We start from the raw sequence: 14,626 nt of genomic DNA on the forward strand, positions 1-14,626 counted from the left end.
GCCCCCACGCCGGAGACCCCTCCCTTCCTCTGGAGAAAGACATGCCTCTCACCACCCCTCGGCGCAGCCGTGCCCTCACCGCCGCACTGCTCGCGGTCGTCCTGACCGGCAGCGCGGCCTGCGGCGACGACGCGCCGGGCACGAGCGCTGGCGGCTCGATAAAGATCGGCCTGCTCGCGTCCCTGTCCGGGACGTACCAGGCCGTCGGTACGGAGATCCGCGACGGTTTCCAGCTCTACCTCGAGACCCACGACGGCAAGCTCGGCGGCCGACAGGTCGACCTGGTCGTCGCTGACGAGGGCAACGGCGCCCAGACCGCCGTCCCGGCGGCCACCAAGCTCCTCAAGCAGGACCGGGTGTCCGTGCTCACCGGCATCGTCGGCGGCGGCTCGGTCGCCGGGGTCGTCCCCCTGCTGGAGGAGACCAAGGTGCCCCTCGTCGGCTCCAACGGGCGCCCGGAACTCAAGGACGTCTCCCGCGTCTGGCACACCTCGTACCTGTCGGACGAGCCCGGAGCGGCGATCGCCCAACACGTCCGGGACAACGTGAAGGGATCGGTGTACGCGATCGGCCCGGACTACCAGGGCGGCTGGGACGAGCTGCGGGGGTTCACCGACGCCTTCGGCAAGATCGGCGGGAAGCTCGCGAACGCCGACGGCAAGACGACCTTCACCCCGTTCCCGGCGACCACCAACTTCACCCCGTACTTCGCCCGCATCAAGGCCTCCGGCGCGGCGGCCGTCTTCACGTTCTACGCCGGCAGCGCCGCCGTCGACTTCGTCAAGCAGTACGCGCAGTCCGAGATCAAGGACATCCCGCTGTACGCGGCCGGGTTCCTCACCGAGGGCGGTGTGCTCAACGCGCAGGGCGACGCGGCCCGAGGTATCTACTCGGTACTCAACTACTCGCCCGACCTCGACAACGCCGAGAACCGCGCCTTCGTGGCGGCGTGGAAGGCCAAGCACGACGGTTCGCCGACGACCTACGCGCTCGCCTCGTACGACGCGGCGGCGGTGCTGGACCGGGCGATCGGCGCCGCCGGAAACGACCCGACCCCGGAGGCCATCAACACGGCCATCGGCCAGCTCGGCCAGATCGCCAGCCCGCGCGGCACCTGGCAGTTCTCCACCAGCACGCACTCACCCGTACAGAAGTGGTATCTGCGGCAGGTCCGCCAGGACGGCCGGGCGCTGTCCAACACCGTCGTGGGTGACCTCGCGACCGTCGGCCGGTGATGGCGGTGGCGGCCGGCACGAACCGGATCGACCCGTACCTGATACCGGCGCTGGACGGAGTCGCCTACGGGCTGCTCGTGTTCGTCGCCGCGTCGGGCCTGGTCTTCTGTTTCGGCGTCGCCAACATCCTCAACCTGGCGCACGGCATGCTCTACGCGATCGGCGGTTACACCGCCGCGGCGCTGCTCGACGGCGGCTGGGCAAGTCTGGCGTTGGCGTTGGGGGTTGGTGTGCTGACCGCCGCCGCGGCGGGGGTGCTCCTCGCCGGCCTGCTCGCGCCGGTCGCCGCCGGTAACCACCTGGGTCAGGCGCTGCTGACGTTCGGCGTGGCGTTGGCCGGCGGCAGCCTGCTCGTCGCAGGCTTCGGCCCCGACGACCCACAGGTCAAGGTGCCCGCCGCCCTGGAGGGCTCGGTGGTGGTCGCCGGTCACCGCTACGCCGCGTACCGGCTGGTCTTCATCGTCGTCGCCGCGGTGATCGCCGCCGCGCTCTACCTCGTGGTGCGGCGCACCAGGGCCGGGATGCTGGTCCGCGCGGCCGTCGACGACGCGGAGATGGTCGCCTGTCTGGGTGTGAGCCCGGCGCGGATCCGCGCCGGCGTGCTCGCCGCCGCCGGCGCGCTGGCCGGCGCGGCCGGGGTCCTGGGCGCACCCATCATCGGCCCCGGCACGGACACCGCCGACACAGTGCTGCTGTTGTCCCTGGTCGTCGTCGTCCTCGGCGGCCTCGGGTCCATGGGAGGCACCCTGCTGGCCGCGCTCGCGATCGGCGAGATCCAGACGCTGGGGGTGGCGCTGCTGCCGTCCGCCGCGCCGTTCCTGTTGTTCGCCGCCATGGCCGCGGTGCTGGCCGTGCGCGCACGCGGCCTGGCCAGCAGGTGGAGGACGACGTGAGGCACGAGGTCATCCGGCGGGCACGAGGCGCGATCGCCGCACTGGTCCTGGCCGGCCTGGTCGTGGCGCCCTGGGTGGTCGACGACTACACCACGGCGATCCTCGCCCGGACGCTGGCGCTGGCCCTGGTGGGGGTGAGCGTGGCCCTGCTCACCGGTGTCGCCGGCCTGCCGACCCTCGGCCAGACCGCGCCGTACGCCGCGGGCGCCTACGCGTGCGCCGTGGTCGGCAGCCGGGTCTCCGACGTCGGCATCGTGCAGCTCGCCGTCGCGGCGGGCGCCGGGGCGGTACTGGCCGCGCTCACCGTGCCGCTGGTCGTGCACGCCCGAGGGGTGGTCGTCCTGATGATCACGCTGGCGATCGGCGAACTCGCCGTCGTCGTCCTCGGCCGCTGGCGGTCGGTGACCGGTGGCACGGACGGGTTGGCCGGCATCGCCGCGGTCCGCCCCTTCTGGGGGCTCCCGACCCTCGCCAACGACCAGTCCCGCTACCTGTACGCCCTGGTCGTCACGGCCACGCTGGTCGGCGCGGTGCTGTTGCTGCTACGTACCCGGGCCGGGCTGCTGCTGCGGGCCGGCCGCGACGACGAGGCGCGGCTGCGGGCCAGCGGGCATCGGGTGCCCCTGTACCTGTCCGGCGCGCACATCGCCGCCGGGGCGATCGCCGGTGCCGCCGGCTCGCTCCTGGTCGTCGCCCAGCAGTACATCTCCCCCGCCGACTTCGGCTTCGACACGTCCGCGCTGCTGCTGCTCGGAGTCGTCATCGGTGGCACCGCCTCGGTGGGCGGCGCCCTGGTCGGCGCGGCGCTGGTCATCGCCGCCCGGGACTGGTTGTTCGGGCTGCTGCCCGGGCATGCGCCGCTGGTGCTGGGCCTGCTGTTCGTGGCCACGGTCTACCTGCTGCCCACCGGCGTGAACCGGGCCCGGAGCCGGCTGCGCCCGCCGGAGGCCCCGTCACACCAGCCCGCTGCTCCTGAGCAGGCCGCCGTCGCGGAGTCGCACCGATGACCGGCCTGCTCGAAGCCCAGGGTGTCACGGTGCGGTACGGCTCGCTCGCCGCGCTCGACAGCGTGGACCTGTGCGTCCACGACGGCCAGCGGCACGCGTTGATCGGCCCGAACGGCGCCGGCAAGACGACCCTGCTCAACGTGATCGGCGGGTCCACGAGACCGCAGCGCGGCACGGTGAGCTTCGACGGGCGCAACGTCGGCCAGTTGGGACCGGCGGCCCGCGCCCGCCGGGGCATCAACCGCATCCACCAACGTCCTGCGGTCTTCCCGACGTTGACCGCAACGGAAAACATCGTGGTCGCGGCGTTGCCGCGGGTCATCCCACGGCGCAGATGGTGGCCCGGCGGACGTCGCCGCATCGCGCACCACAGGGCGGGCACGCTGCTGGACCAGATGGGCCTCGCCGACGTCGCGGCGGTGCCCGCCGGGCACCTCGCACACGGGCAACGACGCCAGTTGGAGATCGCGATGGCCCTTGCCGGTCGCCCCCGCCTGCTGCTTCTCGACGAACCGGCCGCCGGACTGTCCGCCATCGAGGTCGGCCGCCTGTCCGAGGTGCTGCGGACGCTGCCCAGGGCGGTCGCCGTCCTTCTGGTCGAACATCGACTGGACCTGGTGTACGCCCTCTCCGACACGGTCACCGTGCTGCGCGACGGTCGCACCCTGGCCGCCGGCACGCCGGACGAGATCCGAACCTCGCCGCTGGTGCGGCAGGCCTACGCCGACGGGGTGGCCTGATGCTGTCCGTGGATCGCCTGTGCGCCGGCTACGCCGGAGGGACCGTGCTGCACGAGGTCAGCCTGCGGGTACGCCCCGGCAGCATCCAGGCCGTGGTGGGTCGCAACGGCGCGGGCAAGAGCACTCTCGTGCACACCATCGCCGGGCTGGTGCGCGCCCCCAGTGGCCGCATCGAGATCGGCGGGGTGCACCTCGCCGGCCGGCAACCGCACCGCATCGCCCAATCCGGCGTCGGTCTCGTTCCGCAGGGTCGACGGGTCTTCTCCCGGTTGACGGTGGCCGAGCACCTGCACCTGGCGGCCGCGCCGTGGCGGGCCCCCACCTCCGGCGGCGAGGGCTGGACGGTGGCCCGAACCCTCGACCTGCTGCCGAGGTTGGCAGCACGGCTGCGACACCGCGGCTGCGAACTGTCCGGCGGTGAGCAGCAGATGCTCGCCATCGCCCGCGCACTGCTCGGCCAACCACGGGTGCTGCTCCTCGACGAGCCCTGTGAGGGCCTGTCGCCCGACCTGGCGGCGCGGGTTCGCGAACTCGTCAACGGCCTCGCCGCCGACGGCTTGACCGTGCTGCTCGTGGAACAGCAACTCCAACACGCGATCGAGATCGCGGACCGGGTGGCGGTGCTGGAGTACGGCCGGGTGGTCTACGACCGACCGACGGCCGAGGCCCGCGTCGACCCCGCCCCGCTGGCGGCGATGTTGAGCGTCGCCGCCGCCCCCATGCCGCCGCCACCGAACCGATCGGCCCCTCGGCTCTGGGCCGACACCCCCACGTCACCCGACCCCTCGGAGAGGTAGACACCGATGGCAACCGCTACGAGCGATGGCACGTACACGTTCGACAACGGCCAACCGGAAGCCGTTCCCCAGATGCACGCCCTGGAGTCCTTCCTGGACCCGATCACGACGCGCCGACTCGCCCGCCCGGTGCTGGGACCGGGCGCGACCTGCTGGGAGGTCGGCGCGGGTGGCGGTTCGATGGCCCGGCGGATCGCCCGCGCGATCGGCGACGACGGGTCCGTACTCGCCACCGACATCGACCCCACACACCTGGTGGCCGAGGGCAACCTGCACGTACGCCGACACGACGTCCGGACCGAACCGCCACCCGGGGACGCGTACGACCTGATCCACGCCCGGCTGGTGCTGCTGCACCTCCCCGATCGACGGCGGGTCCTGCGTACGCTCACCGGCACGCTGGCTCCCGGCGGGTGGCTGGTGGTCGAGGAGTTCGACTGCACCGCGACGCCACGGGTGCTGACCGCGCCGAGTGACGACGCCGCGAAGCTCTTCGGGCAGGTGATGGACGCCATGATGGGGGTCCTGGAGGACCACGGCGCCGACCTGGGCTGGGCGCAGGACGTGCACACCGAGATGGCCCTCGCCGGCCTGACCGAGGTGGACACCATCACCCACTCGCAGAGCTGGGCCGGTGGTTCGACCGGAACGTCGCTCTACGAGACGAACTCCCGCCAGTTGGAGCCGGACCTGCTCGCCGCCGGGTTGTCGCCGAACCAACTGAACGCCTTCCGGCGGCTGGTCCGTGACCCGGGGTTCGCCGTCATGTCGTACCACTTCGTCTCCACGCGTGGCCGCCTGCCGGAGTGAGCAGGTAGACCACCGCGTGGAGAGCGGTCGCGCCGCCCGTAGCTCCCGCCGCAGCACGCCCCCCGCTGAGCCGGACAGCTCTACGGAGGCGTCGACCGCACCGGCCGGGTTCCTTGTGAGGAGCCCGGCCGGTCTGTGCGCGAGCCAGTCGGAGAGGCCCCGTCCGGCGGCGAACAGGTGCACTAGGTGATACGGCGCCGTACCCGCCACACCACCACACCGATCAGGACCGCCGCGACGGCGACGAACAGGGACGCCTCGATGAGCTGGAACGTCCAGAACCGGTCGGCGGGGTGGTAGACCCCGAACTGCTGGACGCCTCGCGCGTGCAGGAACTGGTTGAGGTTGGTGCCGGCCCGGTTGGCCGCGTCCTCCAGCTCGTAGTACTCGGTCCAGCTCAGCCTGCGCCCGGCGGCGTCTGCGTAGCCGTGTTCGATCACCCAGTCAGCAAAGCCGGACACCGGCCCGTGCCCAGCCTGGTCTTTCGAGCCCCCGACGGGGACCGGCTCCATGGTGGTGAGCGGCGTGGCGTACGCGGGACGGGCCAACAGCGCCACCGACATCCGGGCGGCGAGGAACGCCCCGAACGCGACGCCGAACGCCGGAAGGCTGCGACGGAGGATCGCCCCGGCGGCGGTGGCGACGCCGAACGCGAACAGCGCGTACGCCACCGGCACAAGTCCCTCCAGGTCGAAGGCGTCGTACTGGAACCGCCCTTCCCACGCGTCGAATGGCTGACGGAACCAGGTGAGCACCGCGGTGAACATCCCGGTGAGCGCGACGGTGACGCCGGCCAGCGCCGCGAGCTTGGCCGCCAGCCAGCGCATCCGCGGCACGGCCTGCGTCCAGGCGAGCTGCCAGGTGCCGTCCTCCAGTTCGCGCGCGAGCAGCGGCGCACCGAGGAACGCACCGATGACGACGGGGACCAGATAGAAGGCCGCCAGGAGATTCTCGACGTACCCGTACTCCTCGTCGAGCCGGCGGAAGGAGGCCGCGCAGTCCTCGGTGACACCGGCCTCTCCCGCACATCGGGCGGGACCGCCGGGGAACAGGTCGTGGGCCTGCGTCCCGAGCACGAGCAGGGCGATGCCGAACATGCCGACAAGCAGACCCAGGACGCAGACCTCGGTCCGGTGCTGGCGCCAGATCAACCACGTCACACCGCCACCCCCGACGTGAGCTGGGCGCTCGGCTCGGACGGCCGGCGCAGGTACGCCAGCACCAGGTCCTCCAGCGCGACCGGCTGGGCCTGCCACCCGGGCGCGGCCGGGAGCCCTCCGTCGCGTACCAGCACTGTCGAGTGTCGATCGCTGTGGACGGCCTCCACGACGGTGCCAGCCCGGTCGAGGTCGGTGGCCGTGCGCGGGCCGACGAGCAGCCGGTGCTCGGCGAGGAGGGTGTCGATGTCACCGGTGAGCGTGACCCGGCCGCGGTTGAGCACGATCAGGTGGTCGCAGACGCGCTCCAGCTCGTGCACGACGTGGGAGGAGAACAGGACGGTCACCCCGTCTTCGGCCACCGCGCCCATGAGGACCTGAAGGAACTCGTGCCGGGCCAGCGGGTCGAGGCTGGCCACCGGCTCGTCGAGGACGAGCAGGTCCGGTCGCTTCGCCAGGGCCAGCGCCAACGCGACCTGGGCCTGCTGCCCGCCGGAGAGCGTGCCGGCCCTGCGGTCGAGCGGGATGCCCAGCTTCGCCAGCCGGCGCTCGGCCAGCCCCTGGTCGAACCGCAGGTTGCAGGCCCGGCCGAAGCGGAGCATCTCGGCGACGGTGAAGCGCTTGTACAGCGGGTGGTCCTGGGCCAGGAACCCGATCCGGGACAGAGTTTGCGGGGTGCTGGCGGTGACGTCGTGGCCGAGGACCTCCACCGTGCCGGTGCTCGGTGCCAGCAACCCGACGACCAGGCGCAGCAGCGTGGTCTTGCCCGCGCCGTTCGGCCCGACCAGGGCGATCACGCCGCCCGTCGGCAGGGTCAGGGTGCAGTCGCGCAGCGCCCATCCCTTCCGGTACCGCTTGCCCACACCGTCGGTGCGCAGCGCGAACTCCGTCGCTGTCACGCCACTTCCTCATTCCTCGTCTGCTGGTGGACGGAGGTGAAAAGCGCGTCGACCGCCTGCTCGTCGAGGCCGGCCGCGTAGGCGCGGCGCAACCAGGTCGCCAGGCCGCGGCGCAGCGACGTGTACGTCGATGCCGACATCACGGCCGACTGCTGTTCGTTGACGAACGTGCCCTGACCGGGCCGGCCGGTGACCAGGTCCTCCTGCTCCATCTGCCGGTACGCCTTGGCGACGGTGTTCGGATTGATTGCCAGGTCCTCGACCACCTCGCGGATGAGCGGGAGGCGGTCACCGGGTTGGAGAAAGCCCAGCAGCACCGCCTGGCGGACCTGCTGGACGAGTTGCAGGTACGGCGGCACACCGGAGTGGGTGTCGAGCCGGAAGACGAACACGGTAGCCCCTTACTGCTTTCCTAGCACCATAGTAAAGCAGTAAATGGGTGGTCAAGGAAGCAGACGGGCCCCCACGACCGCGTCGCGCCGCCAGTGATGAGCCGAGGACGCCGTCGGGCCGGGTTCACCGCGTCAATGTCAGACTGCTCGGGTGATCGTCAGGCTTGCGGAGGAGCAGGACTTCAATGGCTTCCTTGGCCTGGCGGCCCAGGTCGAGTGTTGGTTCGGCTCGATGGTCGAGGATGTCGGCTTTCACGACGCTGTACGCAAGCACATTCGTCGGTGCACAGCGATCGTTGCTGCTTCCGAAGGGCCCGATCTGCTGGGCGGGGTGTTGTTCGCGGCGAAGGCCCCGACCCATCACGTTCACTGGCTTGTCGTATCCGAGCGTTCACGGGGGAAGGGCGTTGGTCGTGCGCTGATGGCAGAAGCCCTGCGCAGGTTCGTGCGGGGCCCCGGGTCCGTGGAGGTGGTGAGCTTTGGCGCCGATCACCCGGGGGCCCACGCCAGCGGCGCACGTGTCTTCTACGAACGACTTGGTTTCGCTCCTGCCGAGGCCGTCGAGCCCGGTCCGGAAGGGGGATCCCGGCAGGTCTTTCGCTTGGCCGTCACCTGATCCACGCGACCGGTGGCCCGCCCGGCCGGTCTGCAGGCGGACGTCCGGCGGTTACTTCGGTACGTGGAAGCGCAGGTGCGTGACGTGTGGTGATTCGATCACCGCGGTTCGTTCGAGCTCGATGTGGTCGGTGCCGAGGTGGTCGAACGGGCGCGTGCCGGTGCCGAGGAACACCGGTACGAGTTGGATGTGGATGTCGTCCACCAGCCCGGCCTTGACGAACTGTTGCGCGGTGGTGGGCCCGCCCATGATGAGGACGTTGCGGTCGCCCGCTGCGTGACGCGCCTGGCGCAGCGCGCTGTGCAGGCCGTCGTCGACGAAGGTGAAGGCGGCGCTCTTCATCGTCAACGGTTCGCGCGGCTGATGGGTCACCACGAAGCAGGGCACCGGGAACGGGGTGTCCTCCCACAGGTCCACACCGACATCGAACGTCCGCTTGCCGATCACCACGGCGCCCGTCGTCGCATGGACCTCTCGTACCTGTGCGGCGTCGACGCCGACCGGGGTGACGCCGTCCGCCGCCACGGCGCGGTCTCCGTCAGCCCGGAACAGCCACTCGTGCAACCGCTCGCCGCCTGCGCCCATCGGTTGTTCCTTGGTGACGTCGGGTCCGGCGGCGAAGCCGTCCAACGACACGCTCATGCTCAACAGAACGCGGCTCATCGCGTACTCCTCATCGTTCGGGTCCGTCAGGTGGACGTTCAGCAGGAGTATGACGTCACTCGATGTTGCCGAGGGGGCGCAATGCTGATCGACTCGACCGTGTCAGCCGGTGTCGGTGGCGTGTCGGGGCGGTGTCAGCGGGCCCACGCATGCTGTACGCATGACAGCTGACCTGGTGATCGAGGCTGAGGGCCTCGTCAAGACCTTCGGGAAGACGAGGGCGCTGCAGGGCGTGGACCTCGCGGTTCCCCGGGGCACGGTGCTCGGGGTGCTCGGCCCCAACGGCGCCGGCAAGACCACCGCCGTACGCATCCTCTCCACCCTGCTGACCCCGGACGGCGGAACCGCCCGGATCGGCGGTTTCGACGTGGTACGGGACGCCGAGCGCGTTCGGCAGAGCATCGGACTGACCGGCCAGTACGCCTCGGTCGACGAGGACCTGACCGGACGGCAGAACCTGGAGCTGTTCGGCACCCTGCTGGAGCTGGGGCGCGGCGGCGCCCGGCGGCGGGCTGCCGAGCTGCTCGACTGGTTCGACCTGACCGACGCCGCGAACCGGCCGGCCAAGACCTACTCCGGCGGCATGCGGCGACGGCTCGACCTGGCCGCCAGCCTCGTCGGCTCGCCCGACGTGATCTTCCTGGACGAGCCGACGACCGGGCTCGACCCGGCCAAGCGCGAGGACATGTGGGACGTGGTCCGCTCACTGGTGGGCAACGGCTCGACGGTGCTGCTCACCACGCAGTACCTGGAGGAGGCCGACGCGCTCGCCGACGCGATCACGGTGATCGACCACGGCCGGGTGATCGCGCACGACACACCCGAAGGGCTCAAGCGGGTGGTCGGCGGGCAGACCCTCGAGGTCCGGCCGTCCGACCCGGCGCACCTGCCCCGGACCGCGGAGATCCTGACCCAGGTCGGCTCCGGCGCGCCGGCCGACGAGATCCGCAAGGGCGTGCTCGCGGTGCCGGTCACCGACGACGCGGCCCTGACCGAGAGCGTCGCGCGTCTCGCCACGGCCGGCATCGCGGTCACCGAACTGTCCCTGCACCTGCCGAGCCTGGACGAGGTGTTCTTCACCCTCACCGGGCGTACGGCGTCCGAAGACGACACCACCCGCCCCACGGAGGTCGCGGCATGAGCACACTGACCGACGCACCACCCACCCGGAACCGGGCACTGTCGACGATTACCGCGCAGCCGCGACCGTTCCGACTGGTCCGGCACTCGTTGGCGCTCGCCAAGCGCAGCCTCATCAAGACCTGGCGTACGCCCGAGGCGCTCATCGACGTCACGTTGCAGCCGGTGCTGTTCCTCGTCATCTTCGTGTACGTCTTCGGCGGCGCGGTCGCCGGATCGACCCACGACTACCTGCAGTTCCTGCTGCCCGGCATCCTGGCGCAGACCATCGCGACAGGTGCCATCGCGATCGGCGTCAACCTCAACACCGACATCTCCAAGGGCATCTTCGACAGGTTCCGGTCGTTGCCGATTCCCCGCTCCGCACCACTTGTCGGCGCGGTCCTCGGCGACGTCGTCCGGTACGTGATCGTCACGGTGTCGACCCTCGCGATCGGTTACGTGATGGGTTTCCGGATCGAGACCGACCTGTTCCGGGCCATCGCCGGGTGTCTGCTCGCGGTGCTGTTCGCGCTCTGCCTGAGCTGGCTGCCGGTGCTCGTGTCGATGAAGGTGCGTACCGCGGGTGCCGTGCAGGGCGTCATGTTCGCGCTGATCATGCCGCTGAGCTTCGCGTCCAACGTGTTCGTCGGCGCCGACACCCTGCCCGGCTGGATGCAGGCGTTCGTGGACGTCAACCCGATGACCCACCTGGTGGCGTCGGTCCGGGGTCTGTTCCTCGGCACCCCGCTCGGTTCGCACGTGTGGTGGACACTCGCCTGGTGCGCCGGCTTCGTGGTGCTGTTCATGCCACTCGCGCTGCGCGCATACCGGAAGAAGATCTAGGGCCTGTTTCATAAGACCTGGCCGGCCTGCGGCGGGCCCGGACGACGCCCGGCGGCGTTGCGGTTTCGTCCGGATACGACACCGGTATCCGGACGAAACCGCGCCTTGCCGGATCGCCGCCCGGACTCCGCCTCGGCTCGACCGCCCTTATGAAACAGGCCCTAGGCGAGCAGGTCGCTCATCAGCTCGCGGATCCGGGCGGCGGCTGCGGCGACCGGCCGCCCCCGCCACGCGACCAGCAACGACTCGCGCCGCTCCTCGTCAGCGAGGGCGGCGTCGAGTCGTTCGGCCTGCCCGGGCGGGAAGAACATCCCGACGTGGGTACCGACACGCGTTGCGAGCGTGAACAGTTCCCGCGCGGTCTCGTCGTCACCGCGGTACGCCGCGAGTTCGGCGCCGCCCTGCGCCCACGCGCCGATGATGGGGAGGTCCTTCGAGGAGAGCGCGTCTTCCCGGGCGAGGGTCAACAGGGCGACCGCGTGCGCGTCGGGGTTCTCCCCCGGCATTGGCCGTGCCTGCGCCACCCGCAGGTCGAGGACCGCCACGGCGACGCGCAGCATGGCTTGCGGCTGTGGCTGCGGGCTCGTCCAGCCGCTCAGGATCCGGGTCACCCGAGCGCCGTACGCATGGGCCTCGTCGTACTGCTGACGCTGCCAGGCCAGGTGAGCCAGCCCGAGGCAGGCGACGGCGGCGTCCACCGCCTCGCCGTCGCCCGGGGCGGCCGTCTCCGCCAGTCGTCGTTCGGCCTCCCCGTCACCGGTCAGGGCAAGCTGGACGTCCAGGCGCACCCGGATCGACCGGGCGTCCTGGGCGGCACCGATCATCTCCATGTGGTGGACGCTGCGCGCCAGCCACTCGGCCGACCCGGTGTCCCCGCTGGGGTTGAGGAACTGCCCGACGGCACCCGCCGCCATCGCCATGCCCCAGTGGTCACCGGCGATCGCGAAGCGGTGGTAGGCCTGCTCGGCATCGGTGACCGACGCCTCGGGCATGCCGCCGTTCTCCCGGGCCGCGGCGCGGGCGAACAGGCCGAGTGCCTGCACGTGCGGGTCGGGGTGCGCGACCAGTTCGTCAGCGGCCTTCATGCTGCGATCCACGTCGGAGGCGTCGAACTCGGGCAGCGCCGACGCGAGCGCTGTCAACCGGGACGAGACCTCGTCGGGTCGCTCGGCGAGGAGCGTGCGCAGTGCCCGCCGGGCGAGCACCGCGAGCCGGAGTTCACCGCTGATGCCGGAGTTCACCCCGGTCAGCAGGCACAGCCAGGCGAGCCGGTCAGCGTCGGGTAGTGGTCGCCCGGCACCACGACCCTGCAGGATCGCCGAGTGGCGTCGTCGGACCGGGTCGGCGACACCCATTATCCCGCGCGCCCACCCGAGGACCTCCAGGTGAAGGCCGCGCACTGTCCAGAGGTGGAACAGCGCCGTCGCGACGTCGACAGTGGCCGCCTCGTCGTCCTGGGCGAGCGCCCAGCGCAGGGCGGCGAGCAGGTTGTCCTGCTCGGCGGCGCAGCGGTGCAGCGCCTCGACCTGGCCGGGTCCGACGAAGCGGCCGGCGAGGGCGACGGCCCGCTCCCGGGCCCACGTGACCAGCCCGGTCATGGCCGCCCCTCGGGCACCGACCGCGTCGAGCCGGGCTTCGCCGTACTCACGGACCGTTTCGAGCATCCGGTAGCGCGGCGGGCCGTCCCCCTCGACCAGGGTCAACAGGGACTGCTCGACGAGTGTCGCCAGGCCGCGACGGACGTCCGGGGTCTGCGCGACGGCGGCGGCGAGATCCGCGGTGAAGGGCGCGGGAATGACCGCGACCCGTTGCAGCAGGTCGCGGTCGTCCTCAGCGAGCAGTTCCCTGCTCCAGTCGACGAGCGCCCACAGGCTGGCGTGCCGCTCCGGCAGGCCGCGCAGAGCGTCGTCGAGCAGCGCGAACCGGTCGGTCAGCCCGGCGAGCACGTCGTCGATCGGCATGTGTCGCAGTCGCGCCGCGGCCAACTCGAGGGCCAGGGGCAGGTTGTCGAGCCGGTGGCAGAGGGCCAGCGCCCGCGCGGTGTCCCAGGTGGGCACCGCGCCGCCGGCCCGGGCGCGCGACTCGAGGACGGCGAGGGCGTCGGCGTCGGGCAGCACGGTCAGCCGGTGCACCAGTTCACCGGCCAGACCCAGTGGGGCCCGGCTCGTGGCGAGCACCGCGGCCTCCGGGGACGCCACAGCGACCAGGTCCGCCACGACGGTGGCCACCGCGTCGAGGACGTGCTCGCAGTTGTCGAGCACGACCAGCCCGTCGAGGTCGGGTGCGACGGCGCGAAGGCGTTCCTCGGGGCTGAGCACCCGCCGTTCCAGGCCGAGATTGCCACCGGTCGACGAGGTGTCCGCGCCCCCGAGGGCTGCGAGCACTGTGGGTAGCACCTCGTCGGGCGCGCGCAGGCCGGCGAGTTCGATCACGCGTACCGACTGCCCGGCCGCCCCCGTGCGCCGCGCCACCTCGGCGGCGAGGCGGGTCTTGCCCGCGCCGCCGGATGCCACGATCGTCACCACTGCCGCGTCGACCAGTGCCTCCACCACGGCCTCGACGTCTCGTTCCCGGCCGACGAGGGCGGTCATCGGCCGACGCCAGGCGGTCGGCAGGGCGATCCGCGTCGGTTGCCGGGGTGTCTCCGCGACGACCGGGGTGGTCAGCTCGCCGCGCAACAGCGCCAGGTGGACCTGTGTGATCACCGGCGACGGGTCGGTGCCGTACCGCTCGGCCAGCTCGGCCCGGAGTCGTTCGACCACCTCCAGCGCCTCCGCCTCCCGTCCCTGGGCGGCGAGGATCCGGACGAGCAGGGCGGCCGAGGGCTCGTCCGGCGGTGTACGGGCGACGAGCCGGCTCAGGTCGGCCTCGTCGAACGGGCCCACACCGGCGAGTGCCGCCTGCGCGCGAAGCGCGGCGACATCGGCGAACAGGCGGGTGTCCTCGGCGCTGACCAGCTCGGGCACCTCGGGGAAGAGGGCGCGCGCCTGGTCGGCGAGGCTGCGGGCGGCCGGCAGATCGCCGTTGTCGAAGACGGTCCGCGCCCGGTCGACGAGGCCCCGCGCCTCGACCGCGTCGACGGTGACCTCCTCGGCGGGCAGCCGGTATCCGCCGGGCACCGCGACCACGGGCAGCCCGAGGCGGCGCACCCGGGACACGAGTGCCTGCACGGCACCTGTCGCGTCGTCGGGTGGGGTGCCGCCCCACACGGCGTCCACGAGCAGGCTTGTGGAGACCGCCCGTCCCCGCGCGTCGACGAGCGCGCGGACCACCGCCGCGAGACGTTCACCCCGAACGGGCTGACCGTCGACTGCGAACGGACCGAGGGTGGTGATCTGCACGGACCCAGCATCCCCCACGCATGCGAGCCCGCGACGACCGCCGGTCCGTCCCCGGTGAGCTGACCCGTTGGCCGACTTGACACGCCGGCATTTCGTTAGGTTAGCCTAACC

Annotated in this window: 14 protein-coding genes; 9 read left to right on the forward strand and 5 right to left on the reverse strand. The window is 71.8% G+C overall.

Annotated features, from left to right (window positions below):
• The first annotated feature begins 41 nt into the window (after nt 1-41).
• From FHU34_RS20090 to FHU34_RS20115, 6 genes are read left to right on the forward strand one after another with little or no spacing between them, the layout of a single operon-like run.
• Nucleotides 42-1,235 (forward strand): ABC transporter substrate-binding protein, encoded by a 1,194-nt coding sequence (locus tag FHU34_RS20090; RefSeq protein WP_145782912.1) that lies wholly within the window; start codon nt 42-44, stop codon nt 1,233-1,235.
• Complete coding sequence (locus FHU34_RS20095; RefSeq protein ID WP_167524964.1) at nt 1,235-2,128, forward strand: branched-chain amino acid ABC transporter permease; 894 nt, start codon at nt 1,235-1,237, stop codon at nt 2,126-2,128. The genes FHU34_RS20090 and FHU34_RS20095 overlap by 1 nt, the downstream gene beginning before the upstream one ends.
• Entirely contained in the window at nt 2,125-3,135 is a 1,011-nt protein-coding gene (locus tag FHU34_RS20100; RefSeq protein ID WP_167524850.1) for a branched-chain amino acid ABC transporter permease, read from the forward strand. Before FHU34_RS20095 ends, FHU34_RS20100 begins: the two co-directional genes overlap by 4 nt.
• Nucleotides 3,132-3,875: an ABC transporter ATP-binding protein gene (locus FHU34_RS20105; protein ID WP_145782918.1), complete on the forward strand. Its 744-nt coding sequence runs from the start codon at nt 3,132-3,134 to the stop codon at nt 3,873-3,875. Before FHU34_RS20100 ends, FHU34_RS20105 begins: the two co-directional genes overlap by 4 nt.
• Nucleotides 3,875-4,672 carry an ABC transporter ATP-binding protein gene (locus FHU34_RS20110; RefSeq protein ID WP_145782920.1) on the forward strand — a complete coding sequence of 266 codons (798 nt, stop codon included), beginning with the start codon at nt 3,875-3,877 and terminating at the stop codon, nt 4,670-4,672. The genes FHU34_RS20105 and FHU34_RS20110 overlap by 1 nt, the downstream gene beginning before the upstream one ends.
• 6 nt (nt 4,673-4,678) lie before the next feature.
• Complete coding sequence (locus tag FHU34_RS20115) at nt 4,679-5,482, forward strand: class I SAM-dependent methyltransferase (protein ID WP_145782922.1); 804 nt, start codon at nt 4,679-4,681, stop codon at nt 5,480-5,482.
• A 182-nt stretch (nt 5,483-5,664) separates the two neighbouring features.
• Here the strand turns inward: FHU34_RS20115 and FHU34_RS20120 are convergent, their stop codons facing one another.
• From FHU34_RS20120 to FHU34_RS20130, 3 genes are read right to left on the reverse strand one after another with little or no spacing between them, the layout of a single operon-like run.
• Nucleotides 5,665-6,642 (reverse strand): ABC transporter permease subunit, encoded by a 978-nt coding sequence (locus FHU34_RS20120; protein ID WP_145782924.1) that lies wholly within the window; start codon nt 6,640-6,642, stop codon nt 5,665-5,667.
• Nucleotides 6,639-7,538, reverse strand: coding sequence for an ABC transporter ATP-binding protein (locus FHU34_RS20125; protein ID WP_145782925.1), 900 nt, complete (start codon nt 7,536-7,538; stop codon nt 6,639-6,641). The genes FHU34_RS20120 and FHU34_RS20125 overlap by 4 nt, the downstream gene beginning before the upstream one ends.
• Nucleotides 7,535-7,930, reverse strand: a complete 396-nt coding sequence (locus FHU34_RS20130; RefSeq protein ID WP_145782927.1) for a GntR family transcriptional regulator — start codon at nt 7,928-7,930, stop codon at nt 7,535-7,537. The genes FHU34_RS20125 and FHU34_RS20130 overlap by 4 nt, the downstream gene beginning before the upstream one ends.
• Before the next feature lie 151 nt (nt 7,931-8,081).
• On the opposite strand from FHU34_RS20130, the gene FHU34_RS20135 reads away from it, so the two are divergent.
• Nucleotides 8,082-8,546: a GNAT family N-acetyltransferase gene (locus FHU34_RS20135; protein ID WP_145782928.1), complete on the forward strand. Its 465-nt coding sequence runs from the start codon at nt 8,082-8,084 to the stop codon at nt 8,544-8,546.
• Between the two features lie 51 nt (nt 8,547-8,597).
• Here FHU34_RS20135 and FHU34_RS20140 read toward each other — a convergent pair whose 3' ends face one another.
• A complete protein-coding gene (locus FHU34_RS20140; RefSeq protein ID WP_145782930.1) occupies nt 8,598-9,209 on the reverse strand; it encodes a dihydrofolate reductase family protein in 612 nt (203 codons plus the stop codon).
• 160 nt (nt 9,210-9,369) lie between these two features.
• On the opposite strand from FHU34_RS20140, the gene FHU34_RS20145 reads away from it, so the two are divergent.
• Both FHU34_RS20145 and FHU34_RS20150 read left to right on the forward strand, forming a co-directional pair.
• Complete coding sequence (locus FHU34_RS20145) at nt 9,370-10,350, forward strand: ATP-binding cassette domain-containing protein (protein WP_145782932.1); 981 nt, start codon at nt 9,370-9,372, stop codon at nt 10,348-10,350.
• Nucleotides 10,347-11,174: an ABC transporter permease gene (locus FHU34_RS20150; protein WP_145782934.1), complete on the forward strand. Its 828-nt coding sequence runs from the start codon at nt 10,347-10,349 to the stop codon at nt 11,172-11,174. The genes FHU34_RS20145 and FHU34_RS20150 overlap by 4 nt, the downstream gene beginning before the upstream one ends.
• Nucleotides 11,175-11,335: 161 nt before the next feature.
• On the opposite strand, the gene FHU34_RS20155 is transcribed toward FHU34_RS20150, so the two are convergent.
• Nucleotides 11,336-14,515, reverse strand: coding sequence for an ATP-binding protein (locus FHU34_RS20155; RefSeq protein ID WP_145782935.1), 3,180 nt, complete (start codon nt 14,513-14,515; stop codon nt 11,336-11,338).
• Between the last annotated feature and the right edge of the window lie 111 nt (nt 14,516-14,626).

The sequence above is a fragment of the Micromonospora taraxaci genome, assembly GCF_007830095.1.
Lineage (GTDB): Bacteria > Actinomycetota > Actinomycetes > Mycobacteriales > Micromonosporaceae > Micromonospora > Micromonospora taraxaci.

Coding starts and splice junctions, on each gene's coding strand:
- FHU34_RS20095 (WP_167524964.1), top strand. CDS start 1,235: ATGGCGGTGGCGGCCGGCACGAACCGGATCGACCCGTACCTGATACCG.
- FHU34_RS20110 (WP_145782920.1), top strand. CDS start 3,875: ATGCTGTCCGTGGATCGCCTGTGCGCCGGCTACGCCGGAGGGACCGTG.
- FHU34_RS20150 (WP_145782934.1), top strand. CDS start 10,347: ATGAGCACACTGACCGACGCACCACCCACCCGGAACCGGGCACTGTCG.
- FHU34_RS20115 (WP_145782922.1), top strand. CDS start 4,679: ATGGCAACCGCTACGAGCGATGGCACGTACACGTTCGACAACGGCCAA.
- FHU34_RS20140 (WP_145782930.1), bottom strand. CDS start 9,209: ATGAGCCGCGTTCTGTTGAGCATGAGCGTGTCGTTGGACGGCTTCGCC.
- FHU34_RS20090 (WP_145782912.1), top strand. CDS start 42: ATGCCTCTCACCACCCCTCGGCGCAGCCGTGCCCTCACCGCCGCACTG.
- FHU34_RS20105 (WP_145782918.1), top strand. CDS start 3,132: ATGACCGGCCTGCTCGAAGCCCAGGGTGTCACGGTGCGGTACGGCTCG.
- FHU34_RS20145 (WP_145782932.1), top strand. CDS start 9,370: ATGACAGCTGACCTGGTGATCGAGGCTGAGGGCCTCGTCAAGACCTTC.